Genomic DNA, 22,068 nt, shown 5'->3' with positions numbered 1-22,068 from the left:
CCAATAGATACGGGCTACGATGTTGGCTCCACGACGACAACGCCGGTAAATGAGGTTGATAAGGAGCAGGCAACTTCAGTTCCGGCCAGCGAAGATCAAAGCGGGCAGGTCGATGACAATGGCGTTATTACGCAGGATTCATCAGAGGATATTGCGAATGGAATTGCAAATGGGCATGCTTGGGATGATCATGTTGATGATCCCTATGGTGATCTTTCTGGAGAGTTTTCTTCACCGGAAGAGTTTGCTGAGATAATACGGGATGTGATTGAATGCCCAGATGATATAAAACAGTTAAAGAATGGCAGAACTGCTTGGTGGGATGAGAAGTTAGGCATAGTTGTAATATATGACCCGACAAGCCCAGATAAGGGCACTGCTTTTCGCCCAGACGAAGGGAAAGATTACTTTAATACAAAAATTAAATAAGAGGATCTGGCGAATGGCCTGTTGTAAAAATAAATATAGAAAAATTTGTTTTACACGCGATGAGATTTATTTAATCCATGGTGTGATAGTGGAGGTGTTTTTTGGGTTTAAATTAAATAAAAATGAAATGAAGATTGTCAAAAGCAAGGAAAGAGGAAAGTCTTTTCAAAGAAAAATTTCGTCTTTAATGGATGAAAACATATCAGAATATTATATTTTATTGTCGCTATATGATGTTTTTATGATCAGAAATGCACTGTTTGTTGCAATGATGAGATTTAATAAAAACGATTTGTATCATATACATTTGGGATGTGAAGTTGATGAATGCCTAGAATTGTTGCGACGTATTGATTGGGAACTGTTGAGCTGGAATTATGGGGACAGTCACCTAATTGTTGACGCGTAATTGCGTACTTAATAATTGTTCACAATGCCCCGTGTAGCTCGAATTGTTGTCTCTGAGGAGCACACCATGTGATCCAACGCGGAAATCGTCGTCTTCCCACTTTCTTTTGCTAGGACGATTACTGCCGATATCTTGATCTGTTGCGGGAGTGATGTGTGGAGCATTCCGTTGAAGTCTTTATTCTCATGTCTACCTCCGCCTTGCTTTAGCTCTCGCTGATGACCTTCTTACCATAAAAACCGCCCCGGTTGCCAAGTTCATGGCAATCGGGGCGGTTTGGTTTAACAACGTTATTACTCACCCACATCTGAGATGGCCGAAATAACGACGACGTGGATTGGCAGGCCGTATCCGCCGCTCAGCAGGTGTCCAATCCCAGTGCTTCCATTTCGCTAACGGCCGGGCTTTCCATGACGGAAAGTAACTTCTCCAGCGATTCCGCAACAGCCGTCACATCTCAAATCCAATCCGGGCGCGACACAAAGCTTGATGCAGACCAGGATCTGGCCATCGAAGGCGGGCAGGTAGTCGCGCAAAATGACGTTTCCCTGACTGCGGGGCGCGATATCTCCGTCGAGTCCGCCAAGAATAATAGTCAGACATCGTCCAGTTCCAACTCAATTTCCGCCAGTGGCGGAGTCGGGCTTTCAGCCAGCGCCGCAAATGGTGTGGCTGCGGGCGTACAGGTTTCGGGCGCGGCTTCCGGTTTCAATGGCAATTCCCGGTCCGATTCCAATACCAATGCCGAGGTTGCAGCAGGGCAAAATCTGACCGTCAAGTCCGGGCAGGACACGACTATTGCCGGTGCCAACTTGGAGGGCAACAAAGTCGGCATGGATGTTGGCGGGAATCTCACGGTTGCCAGCAGACAGGATACCAGCGAGTCCAAAAGTTCCAACTGGAGCGTCGGCGGCACAGCCACAGTGGGGGCCGGGGCTTCGTTTGTTTCGCATTTTGGTATTAAAGCGGATGATAAAACCGGGAATTCCGCCAGCATCGGCTCCGGTAAGAGTGAAGCTTCGTCGGCTTGGGTGGGCAGACAGACCTCTATCAAGGGCAAGGAAGAGGTTGATATCCATGTGGATATGAACACCCATGTGGAAGGTGCCGTCATTGCGGCGGAAAACGGCAACCTCAAGCTTGATACCGACACGCTGACCTACAAGGACATATACGACCACGACAAGGCCTCGAACTACCAGGCCAGCGTGTCCGTCTCCAAGAGCGCGGAGAACGCCGAGAACAGCAAGAACCGCCAAGGCTCGGATAACAAGCATGCCCCGGCTTCTCCTCAGGAAGGCGCTTCCAAGGATGGCGGCAAGGACGCCAAGCAGGAGGGCAACCCCTATTCCGGCACCCTGGACGGCTCCGCTTCCTCCCACGACCGCCGCCAGATCAACCGCGCCACCATCGGCGAAGGCGAAATCATCATCCGCTCCGACCCCGACGCCGGGCTGGAGGGCTTGAATCGCGATTTGGCCAAGGCACAGGAGATCACTAAGGACGAGAAGACCTCGGTCTCAGTGTATATCGACGGCGCGGCGATTGATGAGGTCGCGAGTGGTGGTGCGGGGATAAAAGGTAACATCAAAAAGCTTGTTGATGCCTATGAAGCCTATAAAACCGATTTGCCGGATGACATTAAGAGTGCATTGGACAGCGAGGTGGAGGGCCTTGGGGAATCCGCTGAAGGCAATATGAAAGAGATGATCCGGCAAGGGATTGATCCGGATGTGGCTCTTGAATTGCTCCACGACGAACAGTATCAAAAGTATCTTATTAATAACGCCAAGATCGAAGCGAAGTACAAAGAGAATCCTAAACAATTCCTCCAGGATTGCGGCATCGCCGTTAAAGACGGGGAAACTGCTGCCGATATTGAGGCAAAGGCGGCAAAGGCATTACAATGGTTAGCGTCCCTGCCGGATAACGACACCCTAGACGGGACTGCTGAAAGTGGTGACATAAATTCTGGTGAGAATGTTAAATATGGGCTCGGGCAAACTAAGACCGGTGAGTACGTAGTAACAGTAGAGGAAAAAGGAAAGGAATCAATCCTCGAAAACGATGAGTCGCGACTCTTGCGCAACGTTCTGATGTCTATCGATTCAAGTGGCACTATAGAATATGTGTCATCTGATTTGAAAAGTTTGACATTGCAGGGACTGATGGACGCGAGAAGGTTTATTGACAGTATCCCAGCTGAGTATGTCAATAAAGCACAGGCTGCCTTGCTTGGTATGCAGCTTGCCACCGGAGGCCCGGCCAAAGTCCTTATTGGTTATGCCATTGCAATGGTTGTCGAGAAGGCTGTTGGCGATAAAATAGAAATGGCCAAGGATGCCATTGCCGAAGAAGTTGCGGTCTTTCTCGATTCGGCAGGTATGACGAATGAAGAGTACAAGCTGATCAATTGTCCTAATGGCGATTGTTCAGATAAGTTTGCTTCAGCGGGTAGCTACAATATTAGCCTAGACAAGGATAACCTCAAGTTCGGGATGAACATCATTGCCGGGACTGTTGGAAGTATATTAAGTAAGAAAGTATTTAAAAGTAAATATGGGAAAAAGGTGTCTGCGGCGCTTAAGCGGTTCCCCGATGACGCCAAGCCGAATCTTGTCGTAAATGGCAATAAACAAAAAAAGCATATACTGGGGACAAATGAGTATAAGACAGCGACGTCCAGTGGAAAAGTGAAAAGCCCGATTGATCCTGATATTGATATCCAAGGGTTGGTTGCAAAGTATGCAGGAACAGGCATTGGCAAAGGAATCAAAGGGCAGCCTGGGTATACGGAAGTGGTTTGTTCTAATGTGACTGTCAGTGAATATATTGCTAATGGGGTTAACTGGGGACCGACCAAAAACTTTACGATTCATTGCGCTAAGGATGGTGTGCATATTGTCCCAGCAAAACCTTAAAAGGAGATATTGTGCCAATCGATTTTGATAACATCAGAAACAATCGAAAATTGTATGAAGATGTCAAGATGGTGTCTGTGGACGCTTTGCTTGGAGTGATCCCTGGCAACCTGCGAGCCTATGGAATTGGTTTTGCTGAAACACCAGTATTTGTTACTATATTTGATAAAGAGCCAAGCTATGAGGAGAAAGAAGACATTAGTTGTGCAATTACTGAGGTGATATCCCACATCGTTCAGCCTGTTGAAGAGAAGTACTTGACAGTCCCTTACCCGGAGTCGCTTGGACCATATTGCCCAAATTGGGGATGGGTTTATTTACGTAAGGAGGACCAATTTGAAATCAATTTTAGTCATGATGAACTGCAGACAATATCAAAGTTATGTTTAGAAGTTGTTCATAAAATCAAGTTAAATGAACATCAACAGAAGATGTTGGTTCATGCTGATCTTGGGGTAGGTACAGAGGAAAAAGTCAACCAACTCTTGAATGGCCATCCAGGCTATAGGCCACTTTTTTTAATTGAAGAGCTCCTTTTTATTCGTGAAGCAATAATGGTTTTGTTTGCGAATTCAATTGAGGGAGACGTCAGACGCTTTGGGGGTACCGTTGAAGACTTGATCCTTGTAAACCATCGTCTTGATCAGGCTTTTTTAAGGTATAGCAGATAATTATAGTGCATTGGGGGAATCTGAGGCCATAGTACAGTCTTTTGAGCGAAGGGTGTACTGCGGCAAAATTTGCGAGAGTCGTGGCCCGGGATGCCTGCGGCATATACCGCAGCGTGTAACCGCAGGCAGCAAGTCTTCTTCTGTGAGGAAGAGTACCAGGAATTAGGGGGACACCTCCCTAATTGTTGATATTGAATAAGTGGCGTTGATACGAAGTGGCATGTCAAGAATTGCACGGATAGTAGTTCCAGGAGAACCCCATCACATTATTCAGCGTGGGAACCGACGCCTTCCGACTTTTTTCAAGGATGATGATTACATTCATTATTTGAAGAGCATGCGCTTTTGGTGTGACAAGCATGAAGTCGAAATATGGGCATATTGCTTGATGACAAATCATGTCCATTTAATTGGTTCATCCGGTCAGAGCAGAAGTGGGTCTAAGAAACTGGACCACAGTTTAAGGTGGACGTAAGAAGCCCGAAGGAGGCTTTTGATGTCCAAGAAAAGGAAAAGATTTACTGCTGAATTTAAGACCCGTGTAGCCCTCGACGCACTTACCGGCGAACTCACGCTTTCCGAGCTGGCCAGCAAATACGGCGTTCACGCCAACCAAATATCCAAATGGAAGAAGCAGGCCAAAGAGCAAGTTGCTGCTGGCTTTGCAGGTAAGGCCCAAAAGGTCCAGAAAAGTGACGAAGTATTGATTAAAGAGCTTCACGCTAAAATCGGGCAACTCACCGTGGAGAAGGATTTTTTGCAACAAGCCTTCGCCAAAATCTGAGCTGCGAGCGGAGGCGTGAGATAGTCGACAAGGAGCATCCCGTGCTCAGTGTTCGGCATCAGTGCAGAATTCTCAAGCTGCAACGCTCAACATACTACTACCAGCCGACCGGCGAGTCTCCGTACAACCTGGAGCTGATGCAACGCATCGATGAGTTGTTCATGGCGTTGCCGTTCTTCGGCTCTCGACAGATGCGCAACATCCTGCGGGATGAGGGGCATCAGATCGGACGTGGCCGAGTCCGTCGACTTATGCGCAGGATGGGGTTGATGGCGATTTATCAAAAGCCGAAAACAAGTCATCCCCACCCGCAGCACAAGATATATCCATACCTGTTGCGGCACCGAGCAATCACGAAGCCCAATCAGGTTTGGTGTGCGGACATTACGTACATTCCGATGAAACGAGGCTTTTTGTACCTCGTGGCGATCATGGACTGGCACAGCCGTGCTGTTCTGTCTTGGCGTTTATCGAATACGATGGACGCCGATTTCTGCGTCTCAGCCTTGGAGGATGCCATGAATCGTTATGGGGTACCGGAGATATTCAATACGGATCAGGTAGTCAGTTTACTAGCTATGAGTTCACAAAGGCTCTGCGGAATGCAGGCGTCCGTATCTCAATGGATGGCCGAGGCCGTTGGATGGACAATGTGATGATCGAACGACTTTGGAAGTCGCTCAAATACGAATGCGTCTATGTGCGGGAGTTGGAGACAGGTAGTGATCTGCGTGGGGCTCTGGCCTGGTGGTTTGATTTCTACAACTACCGTCGTCCTCACAAGACCTTTGACGGCAGGAAGCCGATGGAGATATATCAAACGCGACCCAAGCCAGAGGGGGTACCCCCTCTGGCTTGGCCCCGCCAAGCAGCGTAGCCCGTTAAACTGTCCACCTTAAAAGCGCTGCTCAATGGTCCAACAAAGTGGACCCACTTCTCCAGGATGTGGTGTGGTCGAGTAATAAAGTTGTTTAGTCAGTGATGCGCTGATCCATTACTTGCAGAGCTCCGAGTCGGTTATGGAAAAATAAAGTTGCCAAGTGAAGTGGCGGGCCGGGGCTGAGGAGACTGCATTTTGAGTAATAAAGTTGTTAAGTCCATGCCGAGCTTCTCCAGGACTTGAGCTGTTCCGTCTTTCGGGCCTTTAACCTGGTTGATAGCCCCACCTTTCTACCCGGCAGGTTCATCCTCCGTGGGCATGTTGCTTCGTTTGGGCAGGGCGACCGTTACCTCGGTCTGCTCACCCGGAGCACTCCGGAATGCAGCTGTTCCGCCATGCAATTCCACGATACGCTTGACGATGGCCAGCCCCAGCCCCGATCCTCCGAGCTTCTGGGATCTGGATTTGTCGACCCTGTAGAACTGCTCGAAGATGCGGGGGATGTCGGATTCCGGCACGCCGGGGCCGGTGTTGGACACAGTGATGGCCAGTCCGTCGTCGGACTGTTCTCCTTTTACCGTAACGCTCCCGCCGTCCTCGTTGTACTTGATGGCGTTGTCCAGGAGGTTGGAAAAAGCCCGGGTCAGTTTTTCCTCGTCACCCTCCATGGTTAGCCTGTCCGGCAGATCGACTCGTATGCAGATGCCCCTTGTGTCACCCAGAAAACTGTAGTCGTCGATAAGGGATCGCAAAACAGACGCTAGGTCCAGCGCCTTCCTTGCGGCAGAGGCTTCTATCTCCAGCGCGGACAGGTCCAGCAACCCCTTGACCAGCCGGTCCATGCGCAGGACCTGTTCCGTCATTCGCGTATGGCTTTCCGCCTGCGGGTCCTGGCCGTTTTCGCCTGCGCCCGTGCGGATTTCATCCAGGCCAAGCCGCATCATGGTCAAGGGCGTCTTTAGCTCGTGGGAAGCGTCGGCAAGCAGCCGCTTTTGCCGCAGGAAGGCGTGCTGGAGGCGGTCGAAAACATTGTTGAGCGTCTGGGCCAGCCGGTTGAATTCATCCCGGTCGCCGGTGGTGGGCAGCCGTTTGTCCAGATGTTTCTCGCTGATGTCCCGCGCCCGTGCATCGATCTCCCGGATGGGCTTGAGCATGAAGCCCGCCAGGAGATAGCTGATCCCCGCAAGCAGAAGGACCGAGATGATCAGGCCCCAGGCAACTCCGAACGCCGTGTCTTTCAGTTCTTCCGCCAGATGCTCCATTGGCCGTCCCACGGTGACCATGTATTGCTTCCCGTCAAGAGCAAGCTCGGAAGTCCGTGCCCGGATGGCCATCCTGCCGTGCTCACCCTTTTCCAGCGGCACCTGTGGCGGCACTATTGCGGAAACAGTTACGGCCCGGCCCGTCGGCGGCATGGGAATTTGAAACAGTCGCGCCAATTGTGAGCGATAGATCGCGCTGCCTGAAGCCGGGTCTTTGACCTCAATCCAGTAGTGCGCGTCACCCATCGAGGAAGGGGCTGCTTGCCCGATTTCGCGAGCGGCAACGACCTGAACGACCCGTTGCCCTGTGGATGCCAGGTCCGCGTCGATCAGTCGGAAGGGCTGTTCCATCATCTCCCAAAGGATGATGCAGGAAAAAAACAGGCTGGCCAGGAACCCGGCAGCAGTTATTAGTACGGTTATCTTCAGGCGAACCGTCATGGTCCTTCATCCTTGACGATGTAGCCGACGCCCCGGATGGTCTGGATAACGGAGCCGTTGGTGTCGCCGATCTTCTTCCGCAGGTTCTTGATGTGGACGTCCATGAAGTTGGACATGCTGAAGGGGTCGAAGGCATCGCCCCAGACGTGCTCGGCAAGGCTGAAGCGCGATACGGCTCGGTTTTTGTTGTAGAGGAAAAATTCGAGGATGGAGAATTCCCGGGCCGTCAAGTCCACTGGGCCGCCCGCCCTGCTTACTTCCCGGCTCACGGTGTCCAGCCGCAGGTCGCCTACTTGGAGCACGGATTCCGACTGTCCGCCGGAGCGTCGGAGCAAGGCCCGGACGCGCGCCAGCAGTTCGTCGAACGAAAAGGGCTTGGCCAAATAGTCGTCCGCTCCCAGGTCGAGTCCCTTGATTTTGTCCTCAATGTCGCCCTTGGCGGTGAGCATGAGCACCGGGGTGGCGTCGCCTTCGCGGCGGAGGGCGCGCAGAACCTCCAGTCCGTCCACGCCCGGGAGCATGATGTCGAGGATGACCAAGTCTGCGGGCGATTCGAACAGCTTGTCCAGAGCCTCTTCTCCGTCCAGGGCGGTGTCGACCATGTATCGCTGGGCTTCCAGGGCCGTTCGGAGCTGGTCTAGCAGGATTTGTTCATCATCGACGATCAATATGCGCATAGTGGTATCTTGGGCCAAAAAGTTGAATAGTTCAACCTGCGGACGATGGCGTCGCGGACGTCAGGCTTCGGGGCGCTGCGCCGTATTTGGGGCAGTGCGCTTTTTCCACCGTTTCCGGTAGAGCAGGAGAATGGTTCCGCAGACAGCGGCCAGGATCAGGCTAACCCAATGCAGGTTGCGAAGGACCATCTGTTCGTTTTGGCCAAACCCGTAGCCCAGGGCCGCCAGAATCAGCACCCAAATCCCGGCACCCAGGGCTGTGGCGGCGCAGAAGGCAGGGAAATTCATTCGGGCCAGCCCTGCGGGGAGGGAGATGTACTGGCGGATAACCGGGAGCAGGCGGCCGGTGAACGTGCTGATGTTCCCGTGTCGGGCGAAGAAACGGTCGGCCTTTGCCAGCGATTCCGGGTTTATCAGCATTCGGCGGACGTTGCGTTCGAAGAACGGTCTCCCGAGCTTCATGGCCAGCCAATAGTTGAAGACGGCCCCCAGAAGGCTCCCGAGGATGCTGCAGAGAATGACCAGACCGATGTTCATTTGGCCGCAGGCAGCCAGGTAGGCGGCGGGGGGGATTACCACCTCGCTGGGAAACGGAAAGAAGGATGACTCCAGGGCCATGAGGATCACGATTCCGGGATACCCCCAGTGGCCCACTGCAGCCACAAGTCCTGCAATGACATGATGCAGCATTTCAGAATCCTTGTTGGAGAGTTCTTGTCAGCACCGATCGTTGAAGTTGTAGCCGCACCGGCCACCGCATTTGCCGACCTCGTCGATGTCCCGCTGGTCGATGGGAAAAACCCGGTATGAACCGGGGCGGCAAACGCCATAGGCGATACAGCGTCCGGTGTTCGTCAGCAGGGGGCAGGTGAAGAGCATATTGCAGCAGGCGCCGCATTGTCGGCAGTTCCCCTCGCGGGCCGATAGCTGCGTGCGGACGTACTTCTTGCGAAAATGCACCAGGAAGAAGCGCCGGGCCTTTCCCGTGGCGTGCAGAAAGACGCGCGAGTTCGCGACCGACTGGGGCCGCAGGACGCTGACAAAACCGATAAGGCGTGATGCGGCGTCGTTGGTCCGGCGCAGTGCGGGGTTGATGCGATGCATGTCAGTTCTCCTTGTCGGCCACGGTCTTGGCCGCGGCACCGTTGGCTTCGGCGGAGGCCCAGGCGTCGAAGAATTCGTCGAGGACCTGGGTAGGTCCCACGGGCATGTGCCCGTACCGCAGGGAAAGCTGTTTGCGAGCTTCCGCTGCCGTGGTTCCGTCTATCTCTTCCTTCCATATGGCCGCCGCCAGTCCAGACCGGTCGGCCCCGGCCTGGCAGTGCAGGAGGACAGGGCGCGGGGCCGAGGCGAACAGCGTCAGTAGTTCGGCCAGCTCCTTGGGCGTCGGCGGACGGACCGCCCCTATTCCGCCATAGTCGAAATGACGGACGCCCAGCTCGCGGGATGTTGCGATTTCCTGGCGATACCAGTCCTTGCCCGGCCTTTTCCCGCGCAGGTTGATGATGGACCGGATGCCGTGCTCGTGGACGTAGTGCTTCAACTCGTCCCTATCCAGTTGTGCCGATCGGTACGCCTCGCCGGGCGTTATCGTGTGGAAGTTGCCCTGTTCCTGAATGTACCAGACGTAGGACCACGTCGTGACTGCCAGGATGCCGAGAATCCCGAGAACCACATATGCCGTCATTTTTTGGCGGAAAGTCATTTTTTCTTGCTCCTTCAATGAGTCCGGGCCTCCGGCTCCCCGCATTACGGTGAGCCGGAGGCGGGGCTGCTTAATTCCCCGCCGCCATGGCCGTTCTGCGGATTCGCAGCCATTCGTATCCGGCGAATGCGAGGATGGCGGTGCAAAAGATCATGTTGATGGTCGCCATGCTGATACCGAGGCCGCCGTCGGACGGTGCCTGGATCATGAAGTCGCCCAGAGAGGCGCCCAGGGGCCGGGTCAGGACATAGGCGATCCAGAATGCGGTCACCGCGTTCAGGTTGAGGGCATAGTAGGCCACGGCGACCAGTCCTATAAGACCGGCAAAGAGCAGCAGCGCGGCGTCATAGCCCAGGGCTAACTGCTCGGAGATCAGATCGCCCACGCCGGTGCCCAGAGCGAAGGCCAGCAGGATAACCACCCAGTAGTAGAATTCCCGTTTGCCCGTGTCGATGGAGTGAATGGAAAGCGTGCCTTCGTTGCGGTACCAGACATAGAACCCGGCCAGCATCATCACAGTGAAGGCGATGCTGAGCGAAATGAGGCTCACCCCGGCGAGATCGACGAGCATGTCGGTCACCAGCGTGCCGATGACGCTCATCAGGACGACGAGCGACCAATAGCTTGCCACCACGTATCGTTTGAACCGGAAGAACTGCAGGTACAGCCCGAGTGCCATGAAACCGGCCATGAGAACGGTGGTCAGAGGCATGCCCCAGCCGAGATCAAAGGAAAGAAAGTCCGCGCCGGTTTCGCCGACTGTGGTCGAAAGGGTTTTGATGATCCAGAAGACCAGGGTCACTTCCGGCACGCGCAAGATTCCGGCCTTCCCGAAAGAAGAGATTGCGGTCGTCATAGAGGATACTCCTTAGCGACGGATAAATTGGTTGTGTGAGGAGGGCGAAGACGCCCTCGAGCGATCATGCGGACCGCAGGGCCCTCAGCCCGGGCGAGTGTCCCGGCCGCGCCACTGAGGGGCGGCCGGGACTCGGGGGAGGCTACTCGTCGTCCTCATGCTCTTCATGCTTGTGGTGTTCTCGGTCATCCCTCTCGTCATGGTGATCCACCTTGTCCTGGCGCGTAAGCAGCACCTTTCCGGAACCGGCATCGAGCATCACGTCCATGATGGTCTGGTCGGGGGTGACAACCTCAACCCTGTAGACGAGGAATCCGTCTTCCTCCTTGAGTCCGGCCTTGAGCACCTTGCCCTGGTTGGATTCGATGGCGTTCTCCATCGCCCGGTTGAGGGTGACCTTGGCCATGGCGGGGTATTCGGCTTCGGTTTGGTTGGTGATCGGAATGGAACCGTTGATGCGCGGGGATTCTTCGGCATTCGCGAAACCAATTCCGAAAGTCATCAGGCTGATGGCCAGTGCGCCGCTTCCGATAAATGCGATCATTTGCTTCTTCATGGCAATTCCTCCAGGAATCGATTGTTGCGGCAGGGGAACCGCCGGGGCGGCGGCATTCTGTCCCTGTCGTTCGATGCCAGAATACGGAGGCACCATGAAGAGAAGATGAAGGAAGACACGACGGGCGAGAAAAAAAAGGGAGGTTGACTGTGACCAGCATTAACTGACCCTATGTCCGGTCACTGAAGGGGGATCTGTCTAGGTCACAGATTAAGGTGGACGCAAGAAGTTCGAAGGCGGCTTTTGGCGGTAAGTCTCTACTATTGAATAGTCCTAACACGCTGACTTTACAGATTTTGTGCCTTGTGCCCGAACACGCGGTGTGACCGGCCTTGTGACGGGAGATCGCGTACCGTCAGCCATGGCTTGTAGTCACGGCCCCAGCCGGCGCCGTGTCCCTCTTTGATCCATTTTCGGATTGTGGGCTCTGTCAGAGAATACTTGTTGTTGGCCAGAAGAAAACCGCTCCTGGTTTGCTCATCATGAACAACATACCAGAAGCGGTTTCACTTAACAACTTTATTACTCACTAAACAACTTTATTACTCTCCTACAAATCCAATTATCCCTGTGGCCTGCTGATACCGACGGTCACGGTCTTTGCCTGGTGGCGGATGGTGTCGATGGGGCGGGTCATTTCTTCGATGGCCTTGTTCAGGATGGCCAGGATGTCGGCCAGGCGGGCTTCGCTTGCACAGACGGCCTGGGACTGGTTCATCAGCCAGAGCATGTAGTTGGCCAGGGATGCGGCGATGCGTGCGGGCAGGGCCGAATCCGTGGCGCCGGAGGCGATGCGGTCCACGCAGGCGTTGAGCGAGGTGAGCAGGGCGGTGCGATCCCACTTGGACGGGGTCTCGATCATTTTACCCAGCAGGGCGCGCGCTTCGCGGAAGGGCTCGGCATGGCCGTCGATGGCCTTGGCCGCGGAGATGCCCCACCAGTGTCCGGCAACGGTTTCGGTCACGAAGTCCAGGCCGCCGCCGACGCGCGGGACTTTGATGGTCGCCTCGGCCACACCGTCGAAACGGGTCTCGTCCTCGGCGCAGAAGACGATGGGTGAACCGTTGTGTGCCTTGAAGATTGTGGTTTCCTTGACCGTATCCATGACGACCATCTCCGGCAGGTCCGAGGCCATGACCAGAGTCAACGGCTCGGTGGAGAGGTCGATGTGTTTCTTGTCCTCGGTGACGTCGCAGGGGATGGACTTGTAGCATAGCTCCGAAAGCTTGATGCGGACCTCCTGCGCGGCGGTGCAGTTGGCTCCGTTGCCCACCAGCGCCCAGTAGCGGTGGACGGGGGCGTATTTCTTTGCGACTTCGGCAATGCTGTCCTTGCCCGCCAGCACGGTGTCGATGGCCTCGGGCAGGCGCTCCAGGGCATCCATGTCCTGGTTGACGGCTTGCTTGTCCATGGTACCCATGGCGTCGGCCAGCCACAGGGAGAGCAGCTTGCCCGCCGCCACCTGGGAGTAGAACGCCTTGGTGGAGGCTACGGCCATTTCCACATCGCGGCCGTTGCTGGTGTAGATGTAGGAATCCGACTTTTGGACCAGGGGGGAGTTGCGTCGGTTGACGATGCAGTTGACCCACGCGCCGCGGTCGCGGCAGAGGTCCACCACCCGGTTGGTATCCGTGGTGGTGCCGGACTGCGAGACCGGGATGAGCAGCACGTCGTGCATGGGTTCGTCGCCCATGAAGCCGATGAGCTCGCTGCCGGTGTAGGATTCTATGGAAAGGTCACTGCCTTTGAGTGCGCGCCGCAGCAGATGGGCCACGGCCATGGCGGCCACGGCGGCCGTGCCCTGGCCCACGCAGATGATGCGGTTGATCGGCGGCTGGCCGCTCTTGAAGCGCTCCACCAGGGCCGGGCCGTTGCCGAACCCTTCGGGCAGGAAGTGGACCTCGCCGTTTTCGCGCACATATTTGCCGTGCAGGGTGTTGCGGACGCTGCCCGCCGCCTCGTGCACTTCTTTTTCTATGTAGTGGGCATACTCGCCGCGGAATATGTCGCGGGAGAAAATCTCGATCTTCTCTTCCTTGAGCGGGGCCGATCCGCTGCCGTCCAGATACCTTGCCTCGGGCACGGCGTCGGCCGGGTCGGTGTCGCGCAGGATGACGGAGACGCCGCCCTGGTGATGCACGGCCATGGGGTAGGAGGAGCGGGCGCGTGCGGCCATGCCGTAGGCCTCGCTGGCCACCAGCCAACCGTCGTCGGTGCGGCCTACGTAGAAGGACTGGCCCGATCCCTTCTGGGCCAGGAACTGGGAATCGAAATTGTTCAGGTTCTGCATGACCACGGCCAGGGAGCCCTCGCACCGGTTGAGCGTGTTGCGGAACCGCTCCTCGGCGTTCTTTGACTGCGGGCCGTCCAGGTGGAAGAGCACGGGCAGGATTTTGGCGTCCGTGGAAATGACGGGCGGGATGTATGCGCCCTTGGATAGGACGGTTTCTTCGACCAGGGTGCGGTAGTTGTCCACATCGCCGTTGAGGACGAACATGGTCTTTTCCAGACCGGTGGAGACGTCGCCTTCCACCAGCCCGTCCACCGGGTGGCAGTTGGGCACGGAGATGATGCCGTTGGAAGCCCAGCGGGTGTGGGCGATGATGTTCACGGTGACGGCACCCTCGGCCATGCCCCACAGCAGGTGGTCCGAGGCGATGGAGGCACGCAGGGCCGCGCCGTTGTCGCCCAGCTGGCCTACGAGCTGCGCTACCTTGTAGAGGAAGCGGCAGGCGGTGCGCCCGTCGTCCAGCTTGCGTACCAGCACCTGGCGGGTGTCGGCGTTGGCAATGGAGCAGCGGTCGCAGAATTCCGCCTTTTGGGCGGCGTCGAGGGCCAGCTCCGGATCGCAGTCCGCAGGCAGGATGAAGGCTACGGCAATGCCTGCCGAGTCCCGGCCCCGGACTTCGAGCTTGTCGATGGATTCCAAGACCATCTCGGTGGCCCAGGCCAGGAAATGCCGGTCGCGAGCCTCGGCGTTGTTCCGCAGGGCGGTGGGCATGAGGGCCAGGGTGCGGTCCATGTTGTTGAGCATCTCGCGTTCGAGCTGCCAGAGGTAGTCGTCGAGGGATTCGCGCAGCGCTTCCAGGGCGTCGGTGCGGGGCCCCTGCTCCAGCTTGACGGCGGCGGCATTGCGCAGCTTGCGCAGGCTGTCGCGAATGGCGCTCAGCCGACCCTTCACTTCGGGATCGGCCACGGCAGCCATGTGCAGGCTGAAGGACATAAGGTCATGGAAATGGGAGGCCAGTTCGCCCAGGGGGGCGGCGGCGTCCTCTATGTCGCCGACAAGGGCGTCGGCAAAAGCGGTCTCAAGGGGGGCGAGCCACCGGGTGTCGGCAGGCTTGGCCCACTGCCGGTTGCTCAGAAAACTAGCGATGCCACACATTGAATACGAGCTCCTGGTGGACGTTGGGTTCTAGGGAGGCTACAGGCCGCAAAGCGGTTGTCCGCGCGGCCTGAGAGTTACGTTACCTGCCGGTTCTTTGCAAGGCAAAGAGGAGAGGGCCATTGTGTCTGAGGAAGCATGCTGGACAACTTTGCACAGATGGTCTAGGGAGGAGGATTGCCGGAATAGGGGGGGAGCTGAGGCGGCGCATCCGGCAGGCGGCGTGATCCGGGGCGCAAGGTCCTGGCGGTATGCCGAAGGGGAGTGGGACAGGGATGAACCCGATCGAACACATCTATATCACATGGCGTTCCATGGGCGTGGTCCGCAAGTTCGCGGTCGCGCTTGGTTCCATGTTGGCCCTCATACTTTTTGTGGCGGCCATCGGCTTTGTCGCGCTCAATGTTCTGGAGCAGAAGGCCGGAGATATCGTGGCTGATTCCATGCGTATGCAGCGGCTCGCCCTGGAGGTGGACTCCCGGCTGCAACTGGCCCGGCAGGCCGAGCGGGATTTCACCCTGCGTCTGGAAGACCTGGGGCTGCAAAACGCGCGCAATGCCTATGCCTCGGAGTTCGCGGAACGTATCGGTGAGGCCCGGCGCAACATTATATGGCTTCAGGAAATGGGGCGTTTTGCCGAGGTCCGGAAGGACCGTTCTCCCTCGGCTGCCAGGCTGGCCGATCTGCACAGATCCATCGACCGCTACTCGGCGGATTTCAACTCCCTGGTGGAAGCGGCGCTCATGGGCGGGCGCGAGTCGGATTTCAGCAGGTTGGGGGGAGAGCTGGACACCGATTATCTGGATCTTTCCTCCCAGGTGCGGCAATTGGCCATTTCGGCTACGGACACGGCCTACCGGGCGCATGTTGCCATTGAGCGCAACAGCCGGTTGGTCAAGTACGGTCTGGTGGCGAGCGTGGTGTTTGCATTGCTCTTGGCTTGCAGCATCATCTTTGTACTCAACCGGACCGTGGCCAGGTGTATTTTGAAGTTGAGCGATGCCGCCACCGAATTGAGCCTGGGCAACCTTGAGGCACGCGTGTCCGTCGCTTCGGCGGATGAATTCGGCCAGTTGGGGGAGGCCCTCAATACCATGGCCGAACGGATGACGGCGCTGGTTGGCGAGCTGGAGGGGGCTGCCGCTGTCGCCAGCGACCGGCTCCTTGAGGCTATCGATTCCATTTCGGAGGGCTTTTTGCTCTACGACCAGAGCGGCAGGATCGTGCTGACCAACCGTCAGGTGCGGGAGGGGGTGGTCTGGCAGTCCGCGCCGATGTACGCGGGCATGGGCATTGAGCAGAGCCTGCGCCAGCTTGCGGAAAACGGTCTGTTCGTCAACGCCATCGGCCGAGAGGAAGATTGGGTGAAGGGCCATCTTGCCCATTTTCGTACCGCCGGGCCGGAGCTGGAGGAACCGTTGAATGACGGCTCCTGGGTGGCGATCAACGTTTACCGCACCGGCCAGGGCGAAACCGTGGTGGTGCTGAACGACGTGACCGAGCGCAAGCGGCACGACTTGGACATGGCTTCCATGAATTCCGACCTGGAGGACCTGGTGCGGCAGCGCACCAAGGTCCTGGTGGAGAAGGCCATGGAGCTTCGCCAGGCCAATCGGCGGCTCATGGAACTGGACAAGCTCAAATCTTCCTTCCTTTCCTCGGTCTCCCACGAACTGCGCACGCCCCTGACCTCGCTCCTCGGATTCTCCAAGCTCATCAAACGCGATTTTTCCCGTATCTTCATGCCGCTGGCCAGTGAGCAGGAGCAGAGGCGCCGGGGCAAACGCATTGAAGCAAACCTGGACATCATCGGCAGCGAGGGAGAACGGCTCACCCGTCTGATCAATGATGTACTGGACCTCAGCCGTATCGAATCCGGCCGCGAGGCCTGGCCGTTCATGGATGTCGATCCCGGTGAGGTGGTGGGCGGTGCCATGGAGGCGGCCAGCGGACTTTTCTCGGCGCGTCCCGAGGTCAAACTGGTGGCGCGTCGGTTTGATCGCGTCCCCTCGGTCCATTTCGATCCGGATCGGTTGCAGCAGGTTATCATCAATCTGCTGAGTAATGCCGCCAAGTTTACGCGAGTGGGCGAGGTTGCGCTCGATCTTTATGTTGATGAACGGGAGCTCGTGCACATCTGCGTGCAGGATACAGGGTGTGGCATTGATAGCGACAACCTGGAAAGCATTTTCGACAAGTTCCATCAGGTTCAGCAGGGTGACACGCTGATCCACAAACCGGCGGGCACCGGCCTGGGGCTGGCCATTTCCCGGCAGATCGTCGAACACTACGGCGGTGCCATATGGGCGGAGTCCGACGGCAGGCATGGAGCCGCAATGCATGTGACCCTGCCCATGGCCGCGCCGTTGTCCTGCCCACTGGTGCTGGTGGTGGATGACGACCCTATTGTGCGGGAGCATCTTTCCCTGCTGCTCAAACGGGCTGGCTACGGCGTACAGGTGGCCGGAGACGGCCGTGACGCCCTGGAAAAGGCCAGTGCCCGCAGGCCGGATCTGGTGACCATGGACCTGCTCATGCCGGGGATGGACGGGCGGGCGGCCATCGAGGCGTTCAAAGCGGACCCGGATCTGGCTGCCATCCCGATAATCGTCATTTCGGCAGTGGATGGTCAGCATGATGCCCTAGGGGACGTTGTGCTGCTCAAGCCCATTGAGAACGAGGCCTTTGTGGATACGGTTCGCGCCCTGCTGGGGGACGGCTGCCATTGCCGTCCCATGCTGGCCCTGACCGGCCAGGAACCCGGCCCCGCCTGTTCCCTGGCGGAGGTGGATACGGAGCAGATCACCCCTTGTTCGACAAGCGATCTCCTGCAGTATCTGGACGGCGGCTTTGCCGGGACCGTTTTGGTTCCCCGGTCGCAGGCGACAACTGTGGACCTGCCGCATATCTGTTCCTTGCCCGGAGTGCAGGTGTTGCTGTTGCCCGATCCCGCTGGGGCTGATCCGTCCGCGCTCTCTCCCGTTCATTCCTGATTCCACCCTGACATTGGGAATATAATCATCTTCTCATAGGGAAGCTTCGGTGGTACTGTCTTAATAGGGCAGGGATGCCGTACCATTCGCTTTTTTGTCCTTTTTCGGTCGCTTGGCAGCGGAGTGCGGGATATCTTAGTGATAATGCAATGTTAACGTTGCGAATCCATCCTGTTTCGTGCAATATCTTTTTTTAGTTGAACTGGAATAGGCATGGTGGCGTCGAAGGAGGAACAAGTGCCGAAGAAAATTCTCATCGTTGATGATGAAGTCCATATCAAAATGCTCCTGGAACAGACACTGGAGGAGTTGGAAGACGAATTCGGTGTGGAGTTGCTGACCGCTTCCGATGGCGAGGAAGGACTTGAGATAATCAAGAATGAACAGCCCGATCTGGTCTTTCTCGATATCATGATGCCCAAGATGAACGGTTACGAGGTATGCCGTATCGTCATGGAGGATGATGCATTGAAAGGCATCAAGATCATCCTGCTCACGGCAAAGGGTCAGGAGGTGGATCGTAAACAGGGGCTGGAACTCGGTGCGAAGATGTACATGACCAAGCCGTTCGATCCCGATGAAATCCTGAAGGTCTCCAAAGACTTGCTGCAACTGTAATTCGCCAGGACTACCGCCGCCTCTCTCCATGACACCGCTAAAGAAGTTCATACGCCCCAAGGCACTGCGCGAATTCCTGAGCAAGGCGGTTCACCTTGTGGGCTGCAATTGCGCATTGGGCATTGCCTATGAGGGCGAAGTGCTGATTGTCGAAGGGGCGGAAGGGCTCGACGGCTTCGGCGTGGACCGTGAGGACGTGCTTTTCGCGGTTCTGCACTTTGACGGTGGGCATCAGGGACAGCTGCTGATGCGCCTGTCGGGAGACGCGGACCGCAAGCAGTGTGCCCGGCAACTCGAATTTTTTGCCTATTCCCTTCAGGAATTGTTGGACATGGAGTGGGCACGCCGTTCCATAGCCGACGAGGCGCTTTCCAAATACCGTGAACTGGCCCTGCTGCATCGTTCCGTTCCGGCCATTAATACCTCACTCAGAATGCGTGACGTGGTGGGCGCGCTCATTGATGAATGCCGACGGGAGAACTATCCTGGGGAATTCGGCATGGTTTTTCTTTCCGAGCCGGGGAGCAGCCATTTCCGGCTGGCCGTGCAGTTCGGTTTTCCTTTTGGTGCCGACCTTGAGGCCGTAGTGGCGAGCCGCTTGTTCCGCGAGGTTGTGACTACGGGCAAGCGGGAGATCGTCAACAACCTGAAGGACGATGAACGCTGGTCCGATGAATTGCCGAACCTTGGGTCCATGGCGCTCATTCCTCTGTCTTCCCCCAACAGGTGCGAAGGCATGTTGCTCCTCGCCTCCCACAATGAGGGCCTCTTCGAGGCCGCCCACAGCAAGAGCCTGGGGACGTTGGCCTCGGTTGCTGGAATTTCCGTGAGCAACGCTTTCAATTTCGAGGGCGTACAGACGTTGATGAACGCCATCCTGCGCGCTTTGGCCGAAGCCATTGATTCGCGGGACCCGTTTACCGCAGGCCACTCCGAACGGGTAGCGCATCTGGTGGTGGCCTTTGCCTCATTGCTCAACGGCGCACGTGAATTCCCGGATGTGCGGTTCTCAGACCAGAATCTGCGCGAGCTTTTTTATGCAGGCATCCTGCATGATGTCGGCAAGATCGGTATCAAGGAAGATGTGCTGACCAAGAAGACGCGGCTGCCAAAGCGCCGGATGGAAGTCATTCGCGCCCGGTTCAGGCTGCTTGGGCAGGTCAGTGATTTTGATTGGCGGGGAGCCTTTGACCACATTCGGCGGGTCAACCGTTCCATGACGCCCGAGCCTGCGGACCTGGATTATGTGCGCGAGCTGGGCAGCCGGTCCTGGCCTGCGGGCAAGGACTCCTTCCCGTTGCTCTATGACGACGAGCTGGATGTCCTGCTGCTGGAATACGGCAACCTGACCCCGGACGAGCGCAAGGAGATTCAGCGCCATCCGGCGGAGAGCGAACGCATCCTTCAGCACATTCCCATGCTGGAAGGCTTTACCCATATGCTGCCCATCATTCGCCAGCACCACGAGCGTATGGATGGTTCCGGGTATCCCGACGGCCTGAGCGGCGACGCCATTTTGATGCAGAGCCGCCTGATGTCCATTGTTGACATCTACGACGCCGTGACCCAGGAGCGGCACTACAAGCCAGCCTTCACCCGCAGCGAGGCCATGAACATCCTGGCCCGCGAAGCCGAGGAGGGCAAGCTGGACAACCGGCTCGTCCATTTCTTCATGGAAAACGTGGAGCGTGTCGAACAGCTCTCCGAACGGGTCAAGGGCACCCGTGTGAACCACCTGTCCGAAATCGTCAATTTAGCTGGCCTTTGATCAGCCCTTCAAAATCAACCATACGGGAATCATGATCCAGGCGAGGCTCGGAATGAAGTCTCTCGCATTGAAGGGTCATTCCTTTTCCCCGGATTCCCTCCCCTGGCGGGAGGCAGCTGTCAGGAAAGAATGCCGGTCATGTCGTCCGGGGGAAGCTGCCCTGCGGCGAACAGACGCTGGCAGAATTCCGCTGTGTCCATTCCGGAGGTCTTGCGCAGGCCGTTCATCTCGGCCAGTCCCAGAATGGGCATGACCCGGCTGGCCGGATTCAGGCGGATTGACCGTACCCGATCCAGGGCCTCCTCGCGCGAATATCCGGCATCTTCCAGAATGGTCAGGCAGCGGTCCTGATCCAGGTCCCCTTTGGCCAGCCCGGCGTCGATCATGGCCAGCGCGGCCCGGCACAACCCTCGGTGGTGGTGCACCAGCCGGTCGAGGTCCGAGGTCAAATAGCCAAGTTCCTCCAGCATATCCTCGGCCATGGCGAGCCAGCCCGCCATGAAGAGCGGATTGGTAATCTGTGCCATGGGAGTGTCTTCCAGGGCGCGTCGCTGGGAGTCGAGCAGGTGGCGGCCGGGGTACGTCTGACGGGCCGTCATGAAAATATATTCGCGGCGCATGCGCCGGAGCCGGGCTTCGTCGTCGCGGAAACCCCGTCCGGTGAAAAGTTGTGCGCTGACGTGACAGTGCGACTGTTCGCCCGGCCACGCGCCCAGTGCCGGGTCATAGTGGATGGGCCGCAGGGTGGACGCCAGATGGACGGGCAGCGAGTCCACACGCAGGCCGCTGTCCTGAAATACGCCGGGCATGGCGTTCTGGAAGATAAAAGAACGGAGCCTGTGCATCTCCCGAACCACGGCATCCAGGGCGGAGATATCCGGCTCTGCCGGGCCGTTGTACTCGGCCAGGGCATCCTGCCACGGCTGGCCCAGGCTCGTTTCCAGCTGCCTGAGCGCATCCAGCCTGTGGTGATATTCGGTTTCCGCAACGGTAAAGATGTCTCCGGCGTGGCGGTCCGCGCCGACCATTTCTGAAACCATGCGGTCAAAGGGCGGGCCTCCGAGTTCCGGCACCTCGGGACAGGAGGCCACGAAACGATCATATTCGCGCAGGGCGTGCAGGGCTTCGGCCAGATAGCGCGGTGCCTTGCCCATCTTGCCAAGGTCGTCCCGCTCCAGTCCGGAAAGGAAACGGGCGCAGTCGCGGATCATGGTCTGAGCCGTTCCACGGCTTGTCGGGCTGACGGCTTCGATGCTCTGCGGTGCAAGGTCGAGCAGGGCGGGGATGCCGCGCAGTCGTTTGACGAATCGTTTTTCCCGCGCGGCCGTGTCCTTGCTCGGCAGGGTTACGGCCTGCTCCAGACCTGTGAAGGCGACCTGGAGGAAAAATTCCGGCGCCCGTTCCCACGGACGGACAAGATCCAGCACGCTGGCGGCCCATCCGGCGCTGATGGTCAGGGCACGGGCCGTGGCCCGTTCCAGGTCCGTGGTCGCTCCCGAACGCGCGATGTCGAATTCCTTCTGGAATTTGCGCAGCCGGGTGGCATGCTTGGCCAAGCCGGATTGGGATAGATCATCGAACCGGTCCAGCCAGCGGGCGGCTTCGTTGACCGGGGGCAGGAACTCGAACGCTCCCGAGGCGCACATCACAGGAAAGTGCTTGCCTACATAGGCGAAATATTTACCGGCGGCTTTCATTTTCATGACAGGTGAC

The 22,068-nt window shown here is 57.1% G+C and carries 16 protein-coding genes and 1 pseudogene; 8 read left to right on the top strand and 9 right to left on the bottom strand.

The window, feature by feature from the left end:
• Positions 1 to 349 precede the first annotated feature (349 nt).
• The 5 genes and pseudogenes from ACI0FG_RS13540 (at position 350) to ACI0FG_RS13520 (ending at position 6,091) form a co-directional block, all read left to right on the top strand.
• The gene (locus ACI0FG_RS13540; protein WP_419785531.1) at positions 350 to 838 is read left to right on the top strand and encodes a hypothetical protein; all 489 of its coding nucleotides are present in this window, start codon (positions 350 to 352) and stop codon (positions 836 to 838) included.
• 410 nt (positions 839 to 1,248) lie between these two features.
• Positions 1,249 to 3,759, top strand: coding sequence for a hemagglutinin repeat-containing protein (locus tag ACI0FG_RS13535; RefSeq protein ID WP_419785530.1), 2,511 nt, complete (start codon positions 1,249 to 1,251; stop codon positions 3,757 to 3,759).
• A gap of 11 nt (positions 3,760 to 3,770) precedes the next feature.
• Positions 3,771 to 4,430 carry a hypothetical protein gene (locus ACI0FG_RS13530; protein WP_419785529.1) on the top strand — a complete coding sequence of 220 codons (660 nt, stop codon included), beginning with the start codon at positions 3,771 to 3,773 and terminating at the stop codon, positions 4,428 to 4,430.
• Positions 4,431 to 4,650: 220 nt separating this feature from the next.
• Positions 4,651 to 4,905: a transposase gene (locus ACI0FG_RS13525; RefSeq protein WP_419785528.1), complete on the top strand. Its 255-nt coding sequence runs from the start codon at positions 4,651 to 4,653 to the stop codon at positions 4,903 to 4,905.
• Positions 4,906 to 4,926: 21 nt separating this feature from the next.
• Positions 4,927 to 6,091: pseudogene (locus ACI0FG_RS13520) on the top strand (IS3 family transposase).
• A 293-nt stretch (positions 6,092 to 6,384) separates the two neighbouring features.
• Here the strand turns inward: ACI0FG_RS13520 and ACI0FG_RS13515 are convergent.
• From ACI0FG_RS13515 to ACI0FG_RS13480, 8 genes are all read right to left on the bottom strand, one after another.
• Complete coding sequence (locus tag ACI0FG_RS13515) at positions 6,385 to 7,797, bottom strand: sensor histidine kinase (RefSeq protein ID WP_419785527.1); 1,413 nt, start codon at positions 7,795 to 7,797, stop codon at positions 6,385 to 6,387.
• The gene (locus ACI0FG_RS13510) at positions 7,794 to 8,474 is read right to left on the bottom strand and encodes a response regulator transcription factor (RefSeq protein ID WP_419785525.1); all 681 of its coding nucleotides are present in this window, start codon (positions 8,472 to 8,474) and stop codon (positions 7,794 to 7,796) included. The genes ACI0FG_RS13515 and ACI0FG_RS13510 overlap by 4 nt, the downstream gene beginning before the upstream one ends.
• Positions 8,475 to 8,534: 60 nt before the next feature.
• Entirely contained in the window at positions 8,535 to 9,164 is a 630-nt protein-coding gene (locus ACI0FG_RS13505; protein WP_419785524.1) for a DedA family protein, read from the bottom strand.
• Between the two features lie 27 nt (positions 9,165 to 9,191).
• Complete coding sequence (locus tag ACI0FG_RS13500) at positions 9,192 to 9,578, bottom strand: hypothetical protein (RefSeq protein WP_419785523.1); 387 nt, start codon at positions 9,576 to 9,578, stop codon at positions 9,192 to 9,194.
• 1 nt (position 9,579) lies between these two features.
• A complete protein-coding gene (locus tag ACI0FG_RS13495) occupies positions 9,580 to 10,179 on the bottom strand; it encodes a dual specificity protein phosphatase family protein (RefSeq protein WP_419785522.1) in 600 nt (199 codons plus the stop codon).
• 70 nt (positions 10,180 to 10,249) lie between these two features.
• Positions 10,250 to 11,035, bottom strand: coding sequence for a COG4705 family protein (locus ACI0FG_RS13490; RefSeq protein ID WP_419785521.1), 786 nt, complete (start codon positions 11,033 to 11,035; stop codon positions 10,250 to 10,252).
• 142 nt (positions 11,036 to 11,177) lie between these two features.
• Positions 11,178 to 11,591, bottom strand: a complete 414-nt coding sequence (locus tag ACI0FG_RS13485; RefSeq protein WP_419785520.1) for a PepSY domain-containing protein — start codon at positions 11,589 to 11,591, stop codon at positions 11,178 to 11,180.
• 562 nt (positions 11,592 to 12,153) lie between these two features.
• Positions 12,154 to 14,976 (bottom strand): SIS domain-containing protein, encoded by a 2,823-nt coding sequence (locus tag ACI0FG_RS13480; RefSeq protein WP_419785519.1) that lies wholly within the window; start codon positions 14,974 to 14,976, stop codon positions 12,154 to 12,156.
• A 275-nt stretch (positions 14,977 to 15,251) separates the two neighbouring features.
• Between ACI0FG_RS13480 and ACI0FG_RS13475 the strand changes: the two genes are divergently transcribed.
• The 3 genes from ACI0FG_RS13475 to ACI0FG_RS13465 all read left to right on the top strand — a co-directional run bounded on the left by ACI0FG_RS13475 (position 15,252) and on the right by ACI0FG_RS13465 (position 20,355).
• Positions 15,252 to 17,969: an ATP-binding protein gene (locus ACI0FG_RS13475; protein ID WP_419785518.1), complete on the top strand. Its 2,718-nt coding sequence runs from the start codon at positions 15,252 to 15,254 to the stop codon at positions 17,967 to 17,969.
• Positions 17,970 to 18,206: 237 nt separating this feature from the next.
• Positions 18,207 to 18,587 (top strand): response regulator transcription factor, encoded by a 381-nt coding sequence (locus tag ACI0FG_RS13470; RefSeq protein WP_419785517.1) that lies wholly within the window; start codon positions 18,207 to 18,209, stop codon positions 18,585 to 18,587.
• 28 nt (positions 18,588 to 18,615) lie between these two features.
• A complete protein-coding gene (locus tag ACI0FG_RS13465) occupies positions 18,616 to 20,355 on the top strand; it encodes an HD-GYP domain-containing protein (protein ID WP_419785516.1) in 1,740 nt (579 codons plus the stop codon).
• Between the two features lie 119 nt (positions 20,356 to 20,474).
• Here ACI0FG_RS13465 and ACI0FG_RS13460 read toward each other — a convergent pair whose 3' ends face one another.
• Positions 20,475 to 22,058, bottom strand: a complete 1,584-nt coding sequence (locus ACI0FG_RS13460; RefSeq protein WP_419785515.1) for a DUF885 family protein — start codon at positions 22,056 to 22,058, stop codon at positions 20,475 to 20,477.
• Between the last annotated feature and the right edge of the window lie 10 nt (positions 22,059 to 22,068).

Source organism: Pseudodesulfovibrio sp. 7M6 (assembly GCF_050058625.1).
In the GTDB taxonomy this organism is placed as follows: Bacteria; Desulfobacterota; Desulfovibrionia; order Desulfovibrionales; family Desulfovibrionaceae; genus Pseudodesulfovibrio; species Pseudodesulfovibrio salinus.
The sequence above is the reverse complement of the archived record's forward strand: the minus strand, read 5'-3'. Positions and strand labels throughout refer to the sequence as shown.

Coding starts and splice junctions, on each gene's coding strand:
- ACI0FG_RS13540 (WP_419785531.1), top strand. CDS start 350: ATGACCCGACAAGCCCAGATAAGGGCACTGCTTTTCGCCCAGACGAAG.
- ACI0FG_RS13535 (WP_419785530.1), top strand. CDS start 1,249: ATGACGGAAAGTAACTTCTCCAGCGATTCCGCAACAGCCGTCACATCT.
- ACI0FG_RS13525 (WP_419785528.1), top strand. CDS start 4,651: ATGTCAAGAATTGCACGGATAGTAGTTCCAGGAGAACCCCATCACATT.
- ACI0FG_RS13515 (WP_419785527.1), bottom strand. CDS start 7,797: ATGACGGTTCGCCTGAAGATAACCGTACTAATAACTGCTGCCGGGTTC.
- ACI0FG_RS13510 (WP_419785525.1), bottom strand. CDS start 8,474: ATGCGCATATTGATCGTCGATGATGAACAAATCCTGCTAGACCAGCTC.
- ACI0FG_RS13505 (WP_419785524.1), bottom strand. CDS start 9,164: ATGCTGCATCATGTCATTGCAGGACTTGTGGCTGCAGTGGGCCACTGG.
- ACI0FG_RS13500 (WP_419785523.1), bottom strand. CDS start 9,578: ATGCATCGCATCAACCCCGCACTGCGCCGGACCAACGACGCCGCATCA.
- ACI0FG_RS13495 (WP_419785522.1), bottom strand. CDS start 10,179: ATGACTTTCCGCCAAAAAATGACGGCATATGTGGTTCTCGGGATTCTC.
- ACI0FG_RS13490 (WP_419785521.1), bottom strand. CDS start 11,035: ATGACGACCGCAATCTCTTCTTTCGGGAAGGCCGGAATCTTGCGCGTG.
- ACI0FG_RS13485 (WP_419785520.1), bottom strand. CDS start 11,591: ATGAAGAAGCAAATGATCGCATTTATCGGAAGCGGCGCACTGGCCATC.
- ACI0FG_RS13480 (WP_419785519.1), bottom strand. CDS start 14,976: ATGTGTGGCATCGCTAGTTTTCTGAGCAACCGGCAGTGGGCCAAGCCT.
- ACI0FG_RS13475 (WP_419785518.1), top strand. CDS start 15,252: ATGAACCCGATCGAACACATCTATATCACATGGCGTTCCATGGGCGTG.
- ACI0FG_RS13465 (WP_419785516.1), top strand. CDS start 18,616: ATGACACCGCTAAAGAAGTTCATACGCCCCAAGGCACTGCGCGAATTC.
- ACI0FG_RS13460 (WP_419785515.1), bottom strand. CDS start 22,058: ATGAAAATGAAAGCCGCCGGTAAATATTTCGCCTATGTAGGCAAGCAC.